This is a genomic window from Mesorhizobium sp. M1A.F.Ca.IN.022.07.1.1, assembly GCF_003997575.1.
Lineage (GTDB): Bacteria > Pseudomonadota > Alphaproteobacteria > Rhizobiales > Rhizobiaceae > Mesorhizobium.
The window spans coordinates 1-16,340 of the sequence record NZ_RZST01000003.1 but is presented as its reverse complement, the minus strand read 5'-3'; the positions used below and the strand labels follow the sequence as shown (position 1 = coordinate 16,340).

Sequence of the window (16,340 nt, the reverse complement as noted above, 5' to 3'; positions counted from 1 at the left end):
CCGCGACACGACACGCGCGGGATTGCGCGGTCGCGAAGACGGCGGATGAAACGGGAAAGGCGGGCGATCATTGCGCTTGCTCGCCGTATTGCTCGGCGACGAGGGCGCCGACGATCTCGTCGACATGGTCGTCGCTCCACCACTTGCCTTTCTTGGCGCCGATCACCTGGCCCTGCGCCGAGCGCGGAGTGCCATAGGCGAGACATTTGCCGAGCCCAACTCGACGGGCGTCAGGAAAGGCGATGATCAAGGCTTCCATGGCGACATGGCGCGCCCGCATGCCGAGTTCGCCGGAGCACACCGCAAACGGATCCTCTCGGTGCGGCCGGCAGGCCATTACGATGGCAAGGGCAATCTGGTCGGCTGTCGGGAACATCAGACGATCCCCGCCGCGAAGCGGTCGGCCGCGCGAATGGCTTGACCTTTGAGCATGTGCATCATCTCGGACTGCGACCAGATAGGGGACCGAAGGGATGCGGCCTCGGCCAGGATCAGGCCGTGAAGCACGTCGAGACTTGCCCGGTACCAATGCTGGCCGAGATGGCAGTTGGCGAGCGTCCGCTCGGCACCCAGCACGATGGTGCGCGCCACGGCGAGCCCCGGCGTCCAGACGACATGTGCGAAATGCAGCCTCTCCCACCGCCCGGGCTGGAGCTGGGGGAGATGCGCTTCGATGTTCTCGGCCGTCGCGAGCCGGAAGACACCCGGGTCAGCCTCGAAGCCGACGGCGCAGACCGCGGCATGGCCGGCGTTCTTGCGCCGATCGACCAGGTTGCGCGGCATCGCGATGTCAACCGGCATTGTTTTCCTGCTCCTCACGCCGGCGACGTTTCTCCTCGCGCTTGCGTTCCCTTCGAAGCTGGTCGATTTCCCGGACGGTCTTGCGCCGGAAACTACGGCTGGTGCGAACCAGGCCGAACTCCTTCTCGATGCCGACCAGGATCTGGCCGAGGACCCGGCTCTTGACGTCGTGCAGCGCCTGCCTCGACATGACCTCGACGCGATGCCGGTCCCAGACGCGCGTGCAGAACTCGACGCCGTGGCCGCCGGCATGCGCCAGGAAAGTCCGCTTGTAGCGCTGCGCGTCTTGCCCTTGCCGCCCTGCCCGCACGAAGCGGAGAAGGTCTATGATGTCGACCATGCGATCGGCGGCCGACTGGTGAACCACGATGCGAACTTCGGTGCTGTCGTACTGTGGCATCCCGTCGGCCATGCGCGACAGCTCGCGCACATAGGCCTGATGCTCGGTCTCTCGCGACGAGGGCATAGCCGATCCGACCTTGGAGACCATGCGGCGTTCGACGTCAGGCATGTTTCGGGCCGTGTCGACGGCGTCGGCAAACAGTATCCAGAGCAGGTCGCGCGGCGTAGGCAGGCCTCGCTTGTTCTTGGTGAAGAAGATGTCCTCGGCATGCCGCATGTGCTCGATGAAGCGGTCGATCCGCTTCTCCAGCTCGGCGGGCGTATCGAGAAAAAGGCGTTTCATCTTCATCATGCCCGAGCCGCCGAAGCAGTATCCGTTACGGTTCCAGATGTTGCCATTCTGGTTACACTTTGGGCAAGCGAAAGATCGCTCGGCCACCGTGTTTTACGTAGGATGCGACGACACTTAATCGTGCTTTGCACGCCCGACTCACCATAGTGGCGGCGGATCGAGCCCAGCCATGCGCCCCACTCGGGCCGCTCGGGCGTGATCACGAAATCCCCATCCCTGTCGATAGGTGGCGCGCCATGGAACTCGAGGAAGAGCTGCTTTTTCAGGAAGGGGATCATCAGGGGCTTTTCCTTCCGAAGGATCATGGTCGTTCGATAGGTCTCCGCCGTCGCAATCGCCAGCGCCTTGCCGTCAGCTTCAAGGCTTGCGAACGTCTTCGCAGCCGCTTCCCGGCTGTCCGGTCGCATCTTCTCTGGCCATGACGACCACAGCATATCGAAATCCCCTCCGCCCGGCGCGTCAGCGCGCCCTGGAGGTTCTCTTACTGGTTCCCTTACAGGGTTAGAGTCCGGATTCCGGACTCGGCTATAGGCATTTTCCGGACACGGCTCGCCCTCTTTTCCGGACTCGGCCCCGTGTCCAGATTCCGGACTCGGCTCCACCACCGTGACGAAATCGGCCTCGAACGCGAACCGATAGCGCGTGTTCTCCTGCTGTTTGGTGCGGGGGTTGATATGCTGCTCCCGGCGAATTAGGCCGGTCAGCTCCAGGATTTTGAGATGCTCATTGAGCGCAGAGCGCGACATCTCGCAGTCATAGGCGAGCTTGTCTTGGGACGGGAAGCAGCCAAGGTCGGGGTTGTGGCGGTCGCAGAGATGCCAGAGGACGATGCGCGTGGCAGGTTTGAGCCCGCGCTGGGTTATGGCCCAATTTGTGGCGGCATGGCTCATGCTGGCAGTGCCTCAACTGCCGCGACCGCGGTTTCGACCGGGCAACTATACCACTCGCCAGACAGGCGCCATTTGGCCAGGGCAATGTGGGTGAGCCGCTCAGCGTCCTGATGGTCTGCGAAATGCCGCTGGGACACCACCACCGCTTTGATGGCCTTGTTGCGATTGACGACCTTGCAGCGGCGGGTGGGATCGGTCGACATCCCGATCTTTACCCCGCCGTGCTCGGCCGTCATCACATACACGAAGCCCGGATCCTCGCGGATCGGTCTCGGGCCATGCCTACGAATTATCGTCATGTCGCTCTCTCAACTGCGAGGAGCGGCAATCCTACAAGCTACAAATGGTATTGCCGTTCAATCTGGTAGTTCATTGCTTATCCTATCGAGGCCAATACCGCCGACAGGATCTGTTTAGTCATGGAAGGACCGACGGTTTCTCCCAGATATGCCGCTGCTGCCACGAGATGCACCGTTGCACTTCGCTCGGCGGCAGCCGATCCAATGCTTCTTGCTGTTTGGCAAAACCCAGCCATAACTGTCTTTACTTCTCCGTTTACCGTCTGCCCGCCGTCAGTCTGCTTCATTTTTATTAAACCTCCTGGGAATGTTTCAACTTGAAACATTGCGTGCGGACCTAAGGCGGAAGTAATTGGCGGAGGAAATCACACCTCCGTCAAAGTCAGCCTCTGTTCGAAGCTTTCGCGATGACGGCTACAGGTTCGTTAACCGGCTCCACATTGGAGCCTGCCTTCTGGCACAAACGGTTGTAGCGGCCGAGGAGGTCGAAGATGGCTTTGCCGTTCCAGTTGGAAGCGGTGCCATACCAAGCATCCCTCACCCGCCAGTGGCCGCGCGGGTAGCCGAGCGCGTCACACGCAGCGTTGATCTGAGCTTTGATGCCCATGCCTGGTTTGATAGTTCCGGCGGCTTTGAACACCACCTGTTGTAGCTCTGCAGCAATGTCCTGCATCGATTCCTCACAAAAAACAGGAGAAGGAACGACGACCCATCGGGATTCTCGGATGCCTTGTCGGACACATCCAACAATTTCCCCGCCATCATCGCCACGACCGCAAGGGGAATGCCGATGGGCCACGACGATGATTGCTGGAAACCGCTTGGAGTTGCGGCTTGGGAAGTTGTTGAACGCACCGACCAACTTCGGACGGAACGAGGAACCGTGTTGATCGTATCTCGGGTCAAGCCGAAGCCGGGCGCCGTGCAACGACATCTGCCGCCTCCCTGCCCAACCAATGGTTTGCGTTCACCTCACCGTCGGTCATAACGACGATGCGGTCGAGATATGGTTGCCTGGGCATCCGGCCGGCCTCGTACCGATCGACTGTCAGCCGCGTACAGTCGATCATCCGGCCCACGTCGGCGGCGCTTAGATTGCGTTCTTCACGCCATTTCGTCAGTTGATGCAGGTTCTCCATGGGCGGGTTTTGTCACCAATTTGGTTACACGTCAAGGTTTGTAACCAATCTGGCACAGTTTCGCAGGAAAGCGTTTTGAGCTACCGCACTGATATGGCGAATGGAATTAAGCACTTCCGGGAGAAAGCCGGGCTCACCAAGGCTGAGCTGGCGCGTCGCGTTGGCACCACAAGGCCGCAGATGGGCCGCCTTGAGGAAGAGGATGGCCCAAACGGCCGGAAGCTTACCTTGAAATGGGCGGAGCGAATCGCGCCGCACCTCAATGTCAGGCCGGAAGAGCTTATGTTTCCGGAGCTTGCGGCGATTGACGTCAGCAAATTCAACCAGGTGTTCGAGATCGCCGGCGGCAAAAATCAAACGCCAGGCCTCGTGCTGGATCCTGAGTTTCTGGCCCGCATGCTGCCGAACTCAACGGGCCACAACCTCCGGTTCATGATGGTCGACGCCTACCAGGCCAATGGCATTGTTGCCAAAGGGGATGCGCTTGTGATCGATCTGGACGACAACATCCCCAATCGACCCGGCATCTTCGCCCTAGAGATCGCCGGCGCGGTGCAGTGGCGTTACCTTTCGCCCACGACGGCAGGCGCCGTCCAGGTCCACAGCGACAACCCCGCGGCGGTCAACGAAACCGTCCAGCCGAAGGACTTGAAGGTCATCGGGCGCGCCCGGCTGAGGATTTCCACACTCTGATCTGCATTTTTTTGCCTGAGATGTAACCATTTCGGGTACACCACTTGCAAAACGTACCAAATCGGTTACGATCCTACTCACGCAGAAGGATCGCTAGACCGATGGCCCAGTTGCCCCTGGTTGTATTTTACCATCATGCCTCGCGGTCATGTGTTGAGTATCTGCGTGTTCCCGGCCGGGCCGGTGTGACCCCCCGCACCATTCGCCCGCACCAGCCCGGCCGGGTTCTCCCGATCTAAGCAGCACTGCACCCCGCGACCGCTTTGTCGCGCCCATTGTGTTGCCAAAATGGTTTCACGTGTAACACAAAAGGAAACAGACGGATGACGGCGGACCAATACGCATGGTGGCGTCAGGCATTGAAGCTGGCGGGCGGATATCGCGAGCTGACCCACGATCAGCTGCTCCTGCTCGCCCCTTCGGCCGACAGCCCGGAGTCAGGATTTTTCAGGAACCGTCCGTTCAAGGATGCGCCCCTGGTTCCCGTTGCCATCTGGCGCGACGCGGCGGGCAGTGTCATCTGCCTGCAGGGCGGCAAGGAAGCGGAGGCCGACAAGGTCTGGAACTATGCTTGCCGCAACCCGATCACCGAAGCGCTCTATCATTCCGTGCTGGCCGGCGAGCCTTGGCCAGATGACCCGCCGCCGGTTTCGAAGGAGCACAACCTCCCGGCCAAGACAGGCGATCTGCACAAAGACCTGACCCTCGAACTGGCGGCCGAGAAGGAAACGGTCGAGGGCTTCCTGAAAAAGCCGATCAGCACCCAGGAGCAGGCCGATCAGGCGGGCGTCTGGGCAAAGCGGCTCGCCGGCATCGCCAACAAGGCCGACGAACAATTCAACGTCGAGAAGCGTCCTTGGCTCGACGGCGGCAACGCGGTCGACGACAAATGGCGCGATCTGCGCACCGATGCCAAGGACCTCGCCAAGAAGCTGAAAAAGCATGGTGAAGCGTGGCTGAAAGAACTCGACCGCCAGGAGCAGGATCGCCAGCGCAAGGCCCGCGAGGACGCCGATCGCATTCGGCGCGAGGCAGAAGCGGCTGAGCAGCGGGCGGCCGACGCAGCGCGCTCGGTCGAGGAGGAGAAGGCCCGGCGTGAAGCCAGCACCTTCCCCGGCATCGCGTCTTCATTCGCGCAGGAGAGCGAGCAGGAGGCCTTGCAGATCGAAGCCGAGGCGGAGGCCCAGCGGCTGAGCGAGCGTGCAGTGCAAGCTGCACGTGAGGCACAAGCCCGTCCGGTCTTCGCCGGCAGGACCGGCGCCAAGATGTCCCTGCACACCTATTGGGTCGCGAACATCACCGATTACGACGCGCTGGTCATGGCCCTGAAAGACGAGCCGGAGGTGCGCGAGGCGGTCGAGAAGATCGCCAACCGCATCGCGCGCAACAAAGACGCCGCCCTGCCAGCCGGCATGGAGCGGGTTCCAGACAAGAGGGCAGCATGACCGACCAGAAGATCGTCGCCGTCAAATTTGGCGAGAGCGACAAAACCTACGACTATTTCGCCGGTGCCTTCGACGTGGCTGTCGGCTCCCGCGTCATGGTGCCTGTTCGCGGCCGCGAGACGTCCGTCACGGTCGCGGAGATCAAGGATCGTTCCGACGCCGCCAAGACGGCCATCCTCGCAATCGACGTGCGCACCGACGAGCAGCGCGCCGCCAAGCATCCGAACGGCCGGCACCAGTGGTCGCCCGACGGAACGCTGCTCGACGAGAACGGCAACCGGTCGATCTTCGACGACGTGGACAAGCCATGAGCCTGGTCCGCGTTGCCATCGTCATTTTCTGGCTTCCTGTGATGTTCAGCGCCGCTTGCCGGCGGCTCTTCCGCGAAGTCCCCGCCGCCTTCTGGTTCGCCTGGAACGACATGCGGATCGAGCCGGACGAAATGCGCCGGACGTGGCGCGCCAACAGCTTCAACCCCGAGGATCGGAAATGAACGAACGGGCACAGTTACCGGCCCTTATGGTCGGCGGCGCGATCAGCGCCATCATCCCTCAGTCGATCGAGGAAACGTGGCGTCTCGCCACCATGATCGTCGAGGCCGGTCTGGCGCCACAGGCGCTTGTCGGTCGGGAGCCGGCTGATGATGCCGGCGACGACGCCTGGAAGCGTTGGGGCAAGAAGGGCACCAGCGCCGTAGCCGTCGTCATCATGTCCGGCGCGGAGCTCGGCCTGCCGCCCATGGTGTCGCTGCGGTCCTTCACGGTCATCGGCGGCAAGCCGGCGCTTTACGGCGACGGTCTAATCAACGTCGTTCGAAAGTCGGGCCGGGCCAAATCGCTGGAGCTTGGCTATCTCAAGAACGCATCGAAAGAGGCCCTCCTTAGGCTCGGCCTTTCCGAAGACGTCGTCGCAGGGATGAACACTGTCGACGAGCGGACCATCGGCTGGTGCAAGGCGGTGCGCGCCGACACTGGCGAAATGAAGGTCGTGGCCTACTCAGTCGCCGACGCCAAGCAAGCCGGCCTTTGGGACGAGCGTCCGACCCGTCGCGGCAAGGTCTGGAAAAACAACCAGCATGTGTGGGACGACGTTCCTAACGATTCCTCCTGGTTCCGCCATCCCAAGCGGATGAAGCAATGGCGCGCAGCTGGCTTCTGTCTGCGCGAGCTATTCGGCGACGTTCTTGGCGGCGTGCGAGATGAGTTCGAGGCCCGCGAGATCGCCGGCGATCTGATCGAGCACCACGACGACGAGCCGGCACCCAGGGCGAGGCTCACCCCGCCATCGCCGCCACCGGTGCCCAGCCTCGACGCCGTCGACCCTATCCCCGAGAACGGGTTCGACAAGGATGTCGAGGGCATGCACGATGGCGCAGAAGCCGCCGAGGAGGAGCAACCAGCGACCTTCGACTACGGCAAGTTCTTCGAGGATTTCCAGATCGCCCTGCAAGGTGCGAAGTCGACCGCGGCCGTGGAGGAAATCTGGACCGAGTTCGACGTCGAGGCTCAATTCCACGACGACGAGAGCAGCCGCCAGCTGGCCGACAAGATCAAGGCGCGGCGGCTGGCTGCGCTCGTCCCGCCGAGTGCAGGCTGATCATGGCCGGCAGGATTGTAATCCTTCCCGACCATGGTGCCCAGGTGCTCGGTCCGCCCGAGAACTGGCGGCCGCGCGCGCTCAGCGTCCGGGAGAAGCTTGAGATCGTCGTGCGCCAAGGTGGCAAGGAGCCCAGCGGCGCGCGGCTCAACCCGCTCGAAGGGGTCCAGTTCGATCACGATCCTGCGCTGCAGCGGCGGCGTTGGGACGTGGAGGCCCAGGACACCATCCCGCCATCCTGCGCCCTTGAGTTCATCGTGGCGCTGAACAAGCCGACGCATGGCGTCAAAACACCGGTTGACCAGCGCGAGATAGCGAAGACGAAGAGACTCGAGGGGCGCACCGGAAAGGACAAGCCGAAACGGAAAATGCCGAGCCGGCCCTTCCCGAAGCTCCAAAGAGGTTTCCGATGAAGCGCGCCAGCTACGCCGAGTTCGCCGTCACGCCTAGGATGGTCTTCCTCGCGGACCGCTGCCGGCCGGACCTGCGTGACCAACGATGCCGAGCGGTCGTCGAGCAATGCCTGGCCGCCTATGGAGAGCGTCGCATCATCTATCGCGACAGCGGGGGTGAGTGGGGCGAGCAGCTGCACACCGGCATCCAGTTTCGTGGCTTCGCACCCTACACCGACCGCACGCCCGACGAGGAGGCAGCATAACGGCATGAGCAGCATCCACGACCTCTCCTACGAGCACCAGATGGTGATCGAGGCGATGAAGAGCCAGCTCATCATCGCCCTGGTCCGCCGGCTCGGCATAGTCGAGATGCCGGTGGCCGAGATCGATTCCACCGGCTCCTCAAATCTGACGATGAAGGCGGTGGACGGCGTGTTTACCACCGAAGTGGTGGACAAGAAGCGATGACGCCGGTCCAGCGCGATCTTGCCCGGCACGCCCTCGGTCTCGACGGCCGGCGCAAGGAATCCTACCGCAACCATTTCGTGACTGGTGAAGGCAGCACTGACCACCCTCATTGGCTGGTGATGGTCGAGGCCGGGTACGGGACGCGGCGCTCAGGCTCAATCCTCACCGGCGGCGATGACTTCTTCCGCCTTACGAGGGCCGGCGCCGACCTGGCGCTGGATCCTGGCGAAAGCCTCAACACCGTCGAATTTTCTCCCGTTCAACCCCGGAAGGACACGACCGCATGACCGACCAAGTAACCGCTCCGCTCCGTCTCTCCGATCTCCAGGCCAGTATCGCTCGAGCCCAGATCGAGGCGAAGATGGATGTGCTCGAGAGGACCAACGAGCGCTTGACCCTTCACCTGCAATCGATCTTCGACGGCATCGGCCGCAATGAGCAAGTGGAGCTGGTCTATCCCAACGGGGAAGTGGTGCTCATCACCAAAGCCCGGAAGCGCGACCGCGGCGAAGGCGGCGAGTGATGCCGATCATCTCTGTGTATGTCGACGAGCTGACCGCAGCTCGCATGAAGGCGATTTCCGCCGAGAAGGGCCGGACGGTCGAGGACCTGGCAGAGTGCGCGATCGCCGAAGCCGCGCTCGATTATTACCGGCTTGCGCCGGCCGCCTCGGATCCCGGTCGCGCCGACGGCGGCGCGAACATCATCACCACTCACACCAACATCGCGGGCGCGTGATGAGCACGTTCTTTCTGGCCGTCGGTTTCATCCTCATGATCAGCGCGTGCGCACGGCGCGCCTACCTCGATATCACCGGTCGGTGGGTGCCTATCGAGGGTTATGTCTTCGGCGCGGTCGTCTCGTTCATCGGCGCCCTGCTGATCCTGATCGGCATTTTGCTGACGGCGGCGCCGTGATGGAAACTGCAATTAGACATGTCCAAACGCAACTTTCCCCCGATGAGGCGTTGGAGAAGCTTTATGGCCTGCTGACGGCGAAGAACGCGCCAAAGCCCGGAAGCTTCTCCAGCCTCAACCCAGACCAGAAGCGGGAATATTTCCGCCTCGCACGGCGACGTAGCCGGGCCAAGGTGCGCGCCGCGCCTTCGGTCGCTGCCACCGCTGCCAACATCAATCAGGCGCTCTCCGACGCGGCGCTGATGATCCTCGTCACCGACGCGCCCGGCGCCGACCAGGTGCGCAAGGTGCTGCAGACGATCTTCGAGCAGCGGCCGGGTGTTCCGATCTCGGTCGAGAACAGGGCCAAGCAAGGCAAACTGAAACCCAAACTGATCGCCAGGAGTGAGTGATGGACGACCTTCCGACGCTGGCTCTCTCGGTGCGCCAGCCCTGGGCGCACTGCGTCATGATGGGCTGGAAGCCGGTGGAGAACCGGTCCTGGCGCGCGGGCAACCCCGGCCTTAAATTCCGATTTCGCGATCCACGCCTCGACCGGCATGACGCGCGACGAATACGAGGACTGCGCTGCTCTCTGCCAGTCTCTCGGTTTCCAATGCCCGCCGCCAGCCGAGCTGGCGCGCGGCGGGATCGTCGGTGTCGGCACCATCGTCGACATCGTGACCCAGTTCGACAGCCCGTGGTTTTCCGGCCCGAAGGGGCTCGTGATCGCTGACGCGTGTCCGGTCGAATTCATCCCAGTCGGCGGACAGCTCGGGTTTTTCGATTGGAAGCGCCTCGTCCCATTCGCCAAGAATGGCAAGCCCGTCGTGCCGGCTAAATGGATGCTGGCGCAAGCGCCCAAGGCTGCAACCTCAACGTCGCCTCTCGACACGCCAGGATTGCTCTTATGAGGCCATCACCTAGAAGTGAAGCAGTCACGCAAAACGTGCACAGACAACATGGCCGAGCACGGATACTCCGAGGTTTCTTGGAGGACCTTACGAGATGCTTTTGCCCATTAGACATTGCATCGCTGCCGACCAAGGCCGTCTTTAGTAGCCCACTGATCGTTCGAAGCCAGTGCCACCGGAACCGATCCGAATTGAACAGTTTTGGGATAAGAACCCGCTGGTTTTGCCATGGATGGAGCAATTCCTTCCGGTAAACCGCATGTGGCAAGACGCGTTTGCAAACTTATTTTGGACATTTATCGTAACCTGTGTCGGTTTGACGCTGTTGTACTTTGTGCTGCCCAATAACGTCGTCACTGGAATAATGTGCGTATTGCCCGGCGGGTATCTGTTGGGTAGCTTTAATAAGAGAATGTCTCGTGCGCAGGCGAGATTCTTCCAAGCCAAGAGAGACCAGGGAAGAGCTGGCAAGGCCAGCGATGCAAGTAGCCCGAACGAGGTCAAATCCGACAGCCAAGCTGCCGATCAACAAATTCCATGAAATCCTACATCATCAACCTGGACCGCAGCCCGGGCAGAATGCAGCGCATGGCTGATCGTCTCAACTCCATCGGAGCAGCCTTTGAACGAGTGCCGGCGGTGGACGGACGTCTGCTTAGCGACGCCGAAATTTCGGACGTCCACAAGCCAATAGCTGGCGCGGCTGCGATGACGCCAGAAGAGGTGGGGTGCTTCCTGAGCCACCGCAAATGCTGGGAGCGGATCGTGTCAGGGCCGGACGCCTACGGCTGCGTTTTCGAAGACGACATGTTGATAGCGAAGCAAGCGGCCCCGTTCCTAGGTGAGAACACCTCGTGGATTCCCAAGGATGCCGACATCATCAAGATCGAGGCGGTTCCCGTCAGAGTTTGGCTCGACAGTTCTGTGTCTGCCCTACCCGGCGCCTTCAAACTTGCGCTTCTGCGGAGCTTTTCATTTGGGTCCGGCGGATACATCCTATCGCGGGCAACGGCTGAGCGCCTTTTAGCGCTGACGAGAGTATTCTCGGATGCGGTCGACCATGTGAAGTTCAACCCCGCCTGTGGAATAGCCGGCAGCCTTAAATCTTATCAGATGATCCCGGCCCTTAGCATTCAAACACAGTGCTTCTATCCGAAAGGGTCCAGCCTGATCGAGCTGCCGGCGCTCGCCGTGCACAGCGATCCTCGCTTTCCCGGGAACCTGATGGAGAAGCCGTGGCTGGAGCGAAAGGTCTTGCAGGCGCTCCGTCGGCTGGGACACACGCTGCGCCGCCATTGGCGAACCGAGGTCATGTTTGCCGATCAAACAGGTGCTTTCTGCACCAAGACCTAGGGAAAATTAGACCGCCTTTTTTGCTTGACTTCATTGTAACCAAAATGGTTACACTAAGCACCGATTTGGTAGCAAAGAGAAGCAGCATGACCAGTTTGCCAGCAATGGTGGAAATCGATCCCCTCGAGACGCCGGCACCAATCGGGCAAGCGCGCCCGTCACCAGGTCGACCCGAGGCGATCTGACCTCGACGACACAACCCCTACCACGGAGAGTAAGCATGGAAGACAAGAACTACATCGAGTTAACGGCCTCGATCGTCTCGGCCTATGTCGGAAACAACCCGGTGCAAGCCGCGCAATTGCCCGAGCTGATCGCCAGCGTGAACGCCGCTGTACGCAAGCTCGACGGCCCGGCGGTCGTCAACGCGACCGCACCGAAGGAGCCGGCCGTCCACCCCAAGAAGTCGATCCATCCCGATTTGATCATCTGCCTGGAAGACGGGTTGAAGTTCAAATCGCTCAAGCGGCACTTGATGACCGACCACGGTCTTACGCCCGACGCTTACCGCGCGAAGTGGGGTCTGCCGGCGGATTACCCGATGGTCGCGCCGAACTATTCCGCCACGCGGTCGCGGCTGGCGAAGGCCTCTGGCCTCGGCCGGCATTCCAAGGTGCCGCCCATCCGCACCAAGACCGCCCGCGCGCCGCGCCTTCCAGTAGGCGCGCCATGAAAGTCACCGCCGTCATTGAGCGACTTGCGAAGTGCGATTCCCTGCGCCTCGGCTTCTCCAGTGGCCAGAGGCGGTGGTGGTTCGAAGGACCTTACCAGGTCGTGCCAGAGCATATCGTTCACGCGGCGGTGCGCGACGGGGCTGTCGCCGTGATCGAGGCCGGCGACAGCCTGTTCGGCTTCAAGGGAAATTCGCAGACCTGGCTGGTCGAGGAGCGTTCCGATTGTCTGCCAGTGGAAGCGGGAACGCTTGGCCGCATGGGAGATGCGCGTACCCTGGAAGAATAGGCGCTCAGGCCCACGCCACAACGGCCGTGCCGCTAAGAAGCCGAACACCCGCCTGTTCGGCTATATCCAGCGCGGTTCGGTCTACAAGGACATCAAGCGCATTTGCGAAAAGGCCGGCATCCCGTATCTTGGCACCCATCAACCGGGCCGTCACAGCTTCGCCACCGAGATGATCGTGCGCAACGGCGTCGACATCGCCACCACGGCCGACAAGGGCCGCTGGAAAACGAAGAAGCTCCTCCTCGAAAACTATACCCACGGCGATGGAAAGGGCGTCATCGACAAGGTTTTCGGGAAGAAGAAGCCGCGCAAGGCGGCAAACGCTGGTGACAAAGCAACCAAAGTGGTTACGAGACCTTACACCAGCCGAAAACGGCCCGCCTGATAAAGATCTGATTTTGCTGGGAAAAGAGCCGCGTTTCCATCTTGGTTACTCCCTTACCAAGGGAGTGCTCTACCACTGAGCTACCGCAGCCTGCGATGGCGGCGCTTCTGCCATAACGAACCGGCAAGCGCAAGGCCAAGAAAACCTTAAAACGACGCATGCCTTCGTGCGAAATCGCTGCGCAGTTTTGCCGCGGCATGTGTCGAATGCCGCGGCTGTGGAAGCCGCTTGCGAGCAGGCTTCGATGACATGGCGGCGCCACAATGTTAACTATGCCTGAACCACAGCCGGCTATCCGCCGGCGAGGACCGGGGATGAACGATAAGCCAAATCCGCCGAAAAAACGCGACGGCGAGCGCAAGGACAGGCTGGCCGAGGCGCTGCGTGCCAACCTGCAGAAGCGCAAGGCGCAGGCCCGTTCGCGGCGGGATGGCAATCCTGACGATCGGCCGGAAGGATTGCCGACTGCTGGAAAAATGCACAAGGACTAACCGAAATCAGCCACACTGGCCGACCACACTTGGTCCACAGATGGGGAAATCCTATTTCTTGAACCGCACCGGCCGATAGTCTAGAGCCGGATATACTCAACCGATTGAAACCGGCCCGTCCGGGCCGAGGGGACGTTCTTTCATGGATCGCATCAGAATTGTCGGCGGCAATAAGCTTGCCGGAAGCATTCCGATTTCGGGCGCCAAGAACGCGGCGCTGCCGCTGATGATCGCCTCGCTGCTCACCGACGACACGCTGACGCTCGAAAACGTGCCGCATCTGGCCGATGTCGAGCAACTGATCCGCATCCTCGGCAATCACGGCGTCGACTATTCCGTCAACGGCCGGCGCGAGAAGCAGCAGGAGGGCTATTCGCGCACCATCAATTTCTCCGCCCGCAACATCGTCGACACCACCGCGCCCTATGAGCTGGTGTCCAAGATGCGCGCCTCCTTCTGGGTTATCGGCCCGCTGCTTGCCCGCATGGGTGAGGCCAAGGTGTCGCTGCCGGGTGGCTGCGCCATCGGCACGCGCCCGGTCGACCTCTTCCTCGAAGGCCTGCAGGCGCTGGACGCCGAGCTCGACGTCGACAACGGCTATGTCGTTGCCAAAACCAAGAACGGTCGTCTCCACGGCAACCGCTACGTGTTCCCGAAAGTGTCGGTCGGCGCCACCCATGTGCTGATGATGGCGGCCTCGCTCGCCAAGGGCGAGACGGTACTCGAAAACGCCGCCCGCGAGCCGGAGATCGTCAATCTCGCCGAATGCCTGATCGCCATGGGCGCCAAGATCCACGGCGCCGGCACCTCCACCATCACCATCGAGGGCGTCGAGGCGCTGTCGGGGGCGCGCGTGCGCGTCATTCCCGATCGCATCGAGACCGGAACCTATGCCATGGCGGTGGCGATGACCGGCGGCGACGTGGTGCTGGAAGGCGCGCGCCCCGACCTGTTGCAGAGCGCGCTCGATGTCGTTGCCGAGACCGGCGCCGAGATCACGCCGACCAATGCCGGCATCCGCGTCAAGCGCAACGGCGCCGGCATCGCGCCGGTGGACGTTACGACCGCGCCCTTCCCCGCCTTCCCGACCGACCTGCAGGCGCAGTTCATGGGCCTGATGACGATGGCGAAGGGCAAGTCGCGCATCACCGAGACGATCTTCGAGAACCGCTTCATGCATGTGCAGGAGCTTGCCCGCCTCGGCGCCCACATCACGCTGTCGGGCCAGACCGCGATCGTCGACGGCGTCGCCAAGCTGAAAGGCGCGCCGGTCATGGCGACCGACCTGCGCGCCTCGGTGTCGCTGGTCATCGCAGGGCTTGCCGCCGAAGGCGAAACCACCGTCAACCGGGTCTACCACCTCGACCGCGGTTTCGAGCGCCTGGAGGAGAAGCTTTCCGGCTGCGGCGCGGTGATCGAGCGGATTTCGGGCTGACAAAGCGCCTCGGTTGCGCAGAGCGGAAAGACCGCATAACAGAAGATTGACTAATCAACCTTCAGGTGCGCATTCCGCATGGCCCTCAAGCTCATCGCGCTCGACGACCAGGATCTGAGCATCATCTCGGCCCACGTCCAGGACGCCGTGATGAAGGTCTCCGACCTCGAATACCTGCCGGCGGCCAAACGTTTCGTGCTGACCATGAACCGCTTCGTCTGGGAGGCGAGGTCCGGCTTCTTGCGCCAGCACAATGAACGGCGGCAGAGCGTGCTGCATTTCGACCGCGTGCTCGGCGCCAAGACCAGCGGCATCGCCCGCGACAAGCCGACGGAGGTACTGTCGCTCTTGGCGGTCAGCTTCGTCGCATTCAGCAAGCCGGCCGGCATCATCGAGCTGGTTTTTTCCGGAGGCGGCACGATCATGCTCGACGTCGAGTGCATCGAGGCGCGGCTCGCCGATGTCGGCGGCTCCTGGGAAGCCACCTCGCGCCCGGTTCACAGGACCTGAGCACCGACAATGGCCATCACGCTTAGCCAAACCGACGCCGATTTCGAGCTGCGTTTTTCGGCATTCCTCACCACCAAGCGCGAGGTGTCAGCCGACGTCGAAGCCGTGGTGCGCGACATCGTCGCGCGCGTGCGCGCCGAAGGCGACAAGGCGCTCATCGACTACACGCTGAAATTCGACAAGGCCGATCTCAGCAGGCTCGGCATCGCCGTCTCCAGGGCCGACATCGAAAAGGCATACGCCGCGGCCGACCCAGCCACAGTCGAGGCGCTCGAATTCGCACGCGACCGCATCCGCTCCCATCACGAGCGGCAGAAGCCGAAGGACGACCGCTACACGGACGCCGCCGGCGTCGAGCTCGGCTCGCGCTGGACCGCGATCGATGCCGTGGGGCTCTATGTGCCCGGCGGCACAGCGAGCTATCCGAGCTCGGTGCTGATGAACGCCGTGCCGGCCAAGGTCGCCGGTGTCGAGCGCATCGTGATCGTGGTGCCGGCCTCGGGCGGTGTCATCAATCCGTTGGTTCTGGTTGCGGCCGACCTCGCCGGCGTCTCCGAGATCTACCGCGTCGGCGGCGCGCAAGCCGTCGCCGCGCTCGCCTACGGCACCGAGACGATCCGGCCGGTCGCCAAGATCGTCGGGCCGGGCAATGCTTATGTCGCGGCAGCCAAGCGCCAGGTGTTCGGCAGCGTCGGCATCGACATGATTGCCGGGCCGTCGGAAGTGCTGGTTGTGGCAGACGCGGACAACGATCCGGACTGGATCGCCGCCGATCTGCTGGCGCAAGCCGAGCATGACGCGTCGGCGCAGTCTATCCTCATCACCGACAATGCCGAATTCGGCACGGCGGTGGAGCAGGCGGTCGAGCGCCAGTTGAAGAGCCTGCCGCGCGCCGCGACGGCGGCGGCGAGCTGGCGCGATTTCGGCGCCGTGATCCTGGTGCCGACGATCGAGGCTTCGCTGCCGCTGGTCGACC

General features: G+C 62.3%; 31 protein-coding genes. 23 read left to right on the top strand and 8 right to left on the bottom strand.

Features of this window, described 5'->3' with window-relative positions; translation table 11 throughout:
- Positions 1 to 67: 67 nt before the first annotated feature.
- The 8 genes from EOA75_RS01210 to EOA75_RS01175 form a co-directional block, all read right to left on the bottom strand.
- Positions 68 to 376: a hypothetical protein gene (locus tag EOA75_RS01210; protein WP_095825855.1), complete on the bottom strand. Its 309-nt coding sequence runs from the start codon at positions 374 to 376 to the stop codon at positions 68 to 70.
- Positions 376 to 801, bottom strand: a complete 426-nt coding sequence (locus tag EOA75_RS01205; protein WP_127239299.1) for a hypothetical protein — start codon at positions 799 to 801, stop codon at positions 376 to 378. The genes EOA75_RS01210 and EOA75_RS01205 overlap by 1 nt, the downstream gene beginning before the upstream one ends.
- Entirely contained in the window at positions 791 to 1,495 is a 705-nt protein-coding gene (locus tag EOA75_RS01200; protein WP_127323396.1) for a hypothetical protein, read from the bottom strand. The genes EOA75_RS01205 and EOA75_RS01200 overlap by 11 nt, the downstream gene beginning before the upstream one ends.
- Entirely contained in the window at positions 1,492 to 2,385 is an 894-nt protein-coding gene (locus tag EOA75_RS01195) for a helix-turn-helix domain-containing protein (RefSeq protein WP_127323395.1), read from the bottom strand. Before EOA75_RS01195 ends, EOA75_RS01200 begins: the two co-directional genes overlap by 4 nt.
- The gene (locus tag EOA75_RS01190; protein ID WP_164747235.1) at positions 2,382 to 2,630 is read right to left on the bottom strand and encodes a GIY-YIG nuclease family protein; all 249 of its coding nucleotides are present in this window, start codon (positions 2,628 to 2,630) and stop codon (positions 2,382 to 2,384) included. The genes EOA75_RS01195 and EOA75_RS01190 overlap by 4 nt, the downstream gene beginning before the upstream one ends.
- A gap of 131 nt (positions 2,631 to 2,761) precedes the next feature.
- The gene (locus EOA75_RS01185) at positions 2,762 to 2,971 is read right to left on the bottom strand and encodes a hypothetical protein (protein ID WP_127214630.1); all 210 of its coding nucleotides are present in this window, start codon (positions 2,969 to 2,971) and stop codon (positions 2,762 to 2,764) included.
- Positions 2,972 to 3,066: 95 nt separating this feature from the next.
- Complete coding sequence (locus tag EOA75_RS01180) at positions 3,067 to 3,618, bottom strand: hypothetical protein (RefSeq protein ID WP_127239295.1); 552 nt, start codon at positions 3,616 to 3,618, stop codon at positions 3,067 to 3,069.
- On the bottom strand, positions 3,587 to 3,823 hold the full coding sequence (locus EOA75_RS01175) for a helix-turn-helix transcriptional regulator (protein ID WP_127214626.1): 237 nt from the start codon (positions 3,821 to 3,823) through the stop codon (positions 3,587 to 3,589). The genes EOA75_RS01180 and EOA75_RS01175 overlap by 32 nt, the downstream gene beginning before the upstream one ends.
- Positions 3,824 to 3,898: 75 nt before the next feature.
- Here EOA75_RS01175 and EOA75_RS01170 point away from each other — a divergent pair, with 75 nt between their 5' ends.
- From EOA75_RS01170 to hisD, 23 genes are all read left to right on the top strand, one after another.
- Positions 3,899 to 4,516: a helix-turn-helix domain-containing protein gene (locus EOA75_RS01170; RefSeq protein WP_164746620.1), complete on the top strand. Its 618-nt coding sequence runs from the start codon at positions 3,899 to 3,901 to the stop codon at positions 4,514 to 4,516.
- 323 nt (positions 4,517 to 4,839) lie between these two features.
- Positions 4,840 to 5,961, top strand: coding sequence for a hypothetical protein (locus tag EOA75_RS01165; protein WP_127323392.1), 1,122 nt, complete (start codon positions 4,840 to 4,842; stop codon positions 5,959 to 5,961).
- Positions 5,958 to 6,272 (top strand): hypothetical protein, encoded by a 315-nt coding sequence (locus tag EOA75_RS01160; protein WP_127323391.1) that lies wholly within the window; start codon positions 5,958 to 5,960, stop codon positions 6,270 to 6,272. The genes EOA75_RS01165 and EOA75_RS01160 overlap by 4 nt, the downstream gene beginning before the upstream one ends.
- Positions 6,269 to 6,454: a hypothetical protein gene (locus EOA75_RS01155; RefSeq protein ID WP_127323390.1), complete on the top strand. Its 186-nt coding sequence runs from the start codon at positions 6,269 to 6,271 to the stop codon at positions 6,452 to 6,454. Before EOA75_RS01160 ends, EOA75_RS01155 begins: the two co-directional genes overlap by 4 nt.
- Positions 6,451 to 7,557: a hypothetical protein gene (locus tag EOA75_RS01150; protein WP_127323389.1), complete on the top strand. Its 1,107-nt coding sequence runs from the start codon at positions 6,451 to 6,453 to the stop codon at positions 7,555 to 7,557. Before EOA75_RS01155 ends, EOA75_RS01150 begins: the two co-directional genes overlap by 4 nt.
- 2 nt (positions 7,558 to 7,559) lie before the next feature.
- The gene (locus EOA75_RS01145) at positions 7,560 to 7,970 is read left to right on the top strand and encodes a hypothetical protein (protein ID WP_127323388.1); all 411 of its coding nucleotides are present in this window, start codon (positions 7,560 to 7,562) and stop codon (positions 7,968 to 7,970) included.
- Positions 7,967 to 8,215 carry a hypothetical protein gene (locus tag EOA75_RS01140; protein ID WP_127323387.1) on the top strand — a complete coding sequence of 83 codons (249 nt, stop codon included), beginning with the start codon at positions 7,967 to 7,969 and terminating at the stop codon, positions 8,213 to 8,215. Before EOA75_RS01145 ends, EOA75_RS01140 begins: the two co-directional genes overlap by 4 nt.
- Positions 8,216 to 8,219: 4 nt before the next feature.
- Positions 8,220 to 8,420 (top strand): hypothetical protein, encoded by a 201-nt coding sequence (locus EOA75_RS01135; RefSeq protein WP_127323386.1) that lies wholly within the window; start codon positions 8,220 to 8,222, stop codon positions 8,418 to 8,420.
- A complete protein-coding gene (locus EOA75_RS01130; RefSeq protein ID WP_127323385.1) occupies positions 8,417 to 8,707 on the top strand; it encodes a hypothetical protein in 291 nt (96 codons plus the stop codon). Before EOA75_RS01135 ends, EOA75_RS01130 begins: the two co-directional genes overlap by 4 nt.
- Positions 8,704 to 8,943, top strand: coding sequence for a hypothetical protein (locus tag EOA75_RS01125; protein ID WP_127323384.1), 240 nt, complete (start codon positions 8,704 to 8,706; stop codon positions 8,941 to 8,943). Before EOA75_RS01130 ends, EOA75_RS01125 begins: the two co-directional genes overlap by 4 nt.
- Positions 8,940 to 9,158, top strand: coding sequence for a hypothetical protein (locus tag EOA75_RS01120; RefSeq protein WP_127323383.1), 219 nt, complete (start codon positions 8,940 to 8,942; stop codon positions 9,156 to 9,158). Before EOA75_RS01125 ends, EOA75_RS01120 begins: the two co-directional genes overlap by 4 nt.
- Complete coding sequence (locus EOA75_RS01115) at positions 9,155 to 9,337, top strand: hypothetical protein (RefSeq protein WP_127323382.1); 183 nt, start codon at positions 9,155 to 9,157, stop codon at positions 9,335 to 9,337. Before EOA75_RS01120 ends, EOA75_RS01115 begins: the two co-directional genes overlap by 4 nt.
- Complete coding sequence (locus EOA75_RS01110; protein WP_206516942.1) at positions 9,337 to 9,729, top strand: hypothetical protein; 393 nt, start codon at positions 9,337 to 9,339, stop codon at positions 9,727 to 9,729. The genes EOA75_RS01115 and EOA75_RS01110 overlap by 1 nt, the downstream gene beginning before the upstream one ends.
- Before the next feature lie 147 nt (positions 9,730 to 9,876).
- Positions 9,877 to 10,230: a hypothetical protein gene (locus tag EOA75_RS34440; protein ID WP_206516941.1), complete on the top strand. Its 354-nt coding sequence runs from the start codon at positions 9,877 to 9,879 to the stop codon at positions 10,228 to 10,230.
- A 169-nt stretch (positions 10,231 to 10,399) separates the two neighbouring features.
- Positions 10,400 to 10,771 (top strand): hypothetical protein, encoded by a 372-nt coding sequence (locus EOA75_RS01100; protein WP_127323380.1) that lies wholly within the window; start codon positions 10,400 to 10,402, stop codon positions 10,769 to 10,771.
- Positions 10,768 to 11,583 (top strand): glycosyltransferase family 25 protein, encoded by an 816-nt coding sequence (locus EOA75_RS01095; RefSeq protein WP_127323379.1) that lies wholly within the window; start codon positions 10,768 to 10,770, stop codon positions 11,581 to 11,583. The genes EOA75_RS01100 and EOA75_RS01095 overlap by 4 nt, the downstream gene beginning before the upstream one ends.
- A gap of 220 nt (positions 11,584 to 11,803) precedes the next feature.
- Complete coding sequence (locus EOA75_RS01090) at positions 11,804 to 12,256, top strand: MucR family transcriptional regulator (RefSeq protein WP_127323378.1); 453 nt, start codon at positions 11,804 to 11,806, stop codon at positions 12,254 to 12,256.
- Entirely contained in the window at positions 12,253 to 12,543 is a 291-nt protein-coding gene (locus tag EOA75_RS01085; RefSeq protein ID WP_127323377.1) for a hypothetical protein, read from the top strand. Before EOA75_RS01090 ends, EOA75_RS01085 begins: the two co-directional genes overlap by 4 nt.
- On the top strand, positions 12,521 to 12,928 hold the full coding sequence (locus EOA75_RS01080; RefSeq protein ID WP_127323435.1) for a tyrosine-type recombinase/integrase: 408 nt from the start codon (positions 12,521 to 12,523) through the stop codon (positions 12,926 to 12,928). Before EOA75_RS01085 ends, EOA75_RS01080 begins: the two co-directional genes overlap by 23 nt.
- Before the next feature lie 314 nt (positions 12,929 to 13,242).
- Positions 13,243 to 13,419 (top strand): hypothetical protein, encoded by a 177-nt coding sequence (locus EOA75_RS33840; protein WP_095802509.1) that lies wholly within the window; start codon positions 13,243 to 13,245, stop codon positions 13,417 to 13,419.
- A 142-nt stretch (positions 13,420 to 13,561) separates the two neighbouring features.
- Positions 13,562 to 14,854, top strand: a complete 1,293-nt coding sequence (gene murA, locus EOA75_RS01070; protein ID WP_095802510.1) for a UDP-N-acetylglucosamine 1-carboxyvinyltransferase — start codon at positions 13,562 to 13,564, stop codon at positions 14,852 to 14,854.
- Positions 14,855 to 14,932: 78 nt separating this feature from the next.
- Entirely contained in the window at positions 14,933 to 15,364 is a 432-nt protein-coding gene (locus tag EOA75_RS01065; RefSeq protein WP_127240902.1) for a DUF2948 family protein, read from the top strand.
- A gap of 9 nt (positions 15,365 to 15,373) precedes the next feature.
- The coding region (hisD, locus tag EOA75_RS01060) for a histidinol dehydrogenase (RefSeq protein WP_127323376.1) at positions 15,374 to 16,340 on the top strand (967 nt) is incomplete at its 3' end.

Bases quoted from the DNA above. Each gene is read 5' to 3' on its own strand.
- EOA75_RS01210 (WP_095825855.1), bottom strand. From the start codon at position 376: ATGTTCCCGACAGCCGACCAGATTGCCCTTGCCATCGTAATGGCCTGC.
- EOA75_RS01205 (WP_127239299.1), bottom strand. From the start codon at position 801: ATGCCGGTTGACATCGCGATGCCGCGCAACCTGGTCGATCGGCGCAAG.
- EOA75_RS01200 (WP_127323396.1), bottom strand. From the start codon at position 1,495: ATGATGAAGATGAAACGCCTTTTTCTCGATACGCCCGCCGAGCTGGAG.
- EOA75_RS01195 (WP_127323395.1), bottom strand. From the start codon at position 2,385: ATGAGCCATGCCGCCACAAATTGGGCCATAACCCAGCGCGGGCTCAAA.
- EOA75_RS01185 (WP_127214630.1), bottom strand. From the start codon at position 2,971: ATGAAGCAGACTGACGGCGGGCAGACGGTAAACGGAGAAGTAAAGACA.
- EOA75_RS01180 (WP_127239295.1), bottom strand. From the start codon at position 3,618: ATGTCGTTGCACGGCGCCCGGCTTCGGCTTGACCCGAGATACGATCAA.
- EOA75_RS01175 (WP_127214626.1), bottom strand. From the start codon at position 3,823: ATGGAGAACCTGCATCAACTGACGAAATGGCGTGAAGAACGCAATCTA.
- EOA75_RS01165 (WP_127323392.1), top strand. From the start codon at position 4,840: ATGACGGCGGACCAATACGCATGGTGGCGTCAGGCATTGAAGCTGGCG.
- EOA75_RS01160 (WP_127323391.1), top strand. From the start codon at position 5,958: ATGACCGACCAGAAGATCGTCGCCGTCAAATTTGGCGAGAGCGACAAA.
- EOA75_RS01155 (WP_127323390.1), top strand. From the start codon at position 6,269: ATGAGCCTGGTCCGCGTTGCCATCGTCATTTTCTGGCTTCCTGTGATG.
- EOA75_RS01150 (WP_127323389.1), top strand. From the start codon at position 6,451: ATGAACGAACGGGCACAGTTACCGGCCCTTATGGTCGGCGGCGCGATC.
- EOA75_RS01145 (WP_127323388.1), top strand. From the start codon at position 7,560: ATGGCCGGCAGGATTGTAATCCTTCCCGACCATGGTGCCCAGGTGCTC.
- EOA75_RS01140 (WP_127323387.1), top strand. From the start codon at position 7,967: ATGAAGCGCGCCAGCTACGCCGAGTTCGCCGTCACGCCTAGGATGGTC.
- EOA75_RS01135 (WP_127323386.1), top strand. From the start codon at position 8,220: ATGAGCAGCATCCACGACCTCTCCTACGAGCACCAGATGGTGATCGAG.
- EOA75_RS01130 (WP_127323385.1), top strand. From the start codon at position 8,417: ATGACGCCGGTCCAGCGCGATCTTGCCCGGCACGCCCTCGGTCTCGAC.
- EOA75_RS01125 (WP_127323384.1), top strand. From the start codon at position 8,704: ATGACCGACCAAGTAACCGCTCCGCTCCGTCTCTCCGATCTCCAGGCC.
- EOA75_RS01110 (WP_206516942.1), top strand. From the start codon at position 9,337: ATGGAAACTGCAATTAGACATGTCCAAACGCAACTTTCCCCCGATGAG.
- EOA75_RS34440 (WP_206516941.1), top strand. From the start codon at position 9,877: ATGACGCGCGACGAATACGAGGACTGCGCTGCTCTCTGCCAGTCTCTC.
- EOA75_RS01095 (WP_127323379.1), top strand. From the start codon at position 10,768: ATGAAATCCTACATCATCAACCTGGACCGCAGCCCGGGCAGAATGCAG.
- EOA75_RS01090 (WP_127323378.1), top strand. From the start codon at position 11,804: ATGGAAGACAAGAACTACATCGAGTTAACGGCCTCGATCGTCTCGGCC.
- EOA75_RS01085 (WP_127323377.1), top strand. From the start codon at position 12,253: ATGAAAGTCACCGCCGTCATTGAGCGACTTGCGAAGTGCGATTCCCTG.
- EOA75_RS01080 (WP_127323435.1), top strand. From the start codon at position 12,521: ATGCGCGTACCCTGGAAGAATAGGCGCTCAGGCCCACGCCACAACGGC.
- EOA75_RS33840 (WP_095802509.1), top strand. From the start codon at position 13,243: ATGAACGATAAGCCAAATCCGCCGAAAAAACGCGACGGCGAGCGCAAG.
- murA (WP_095802510.1), top strand. From the start codon at position 13,562: ATGGATCGCATCAGAATTGTCGGCGGCAATAAGCTTGCCGGAAGCATT.
- EOA75_RS01065 (WP_127240902.1), top strand. From the start codon at position 14,933: ATGGCCCTCAAGCTCATCGCGCTCGACGACCAGGATCTGAGCATCATC.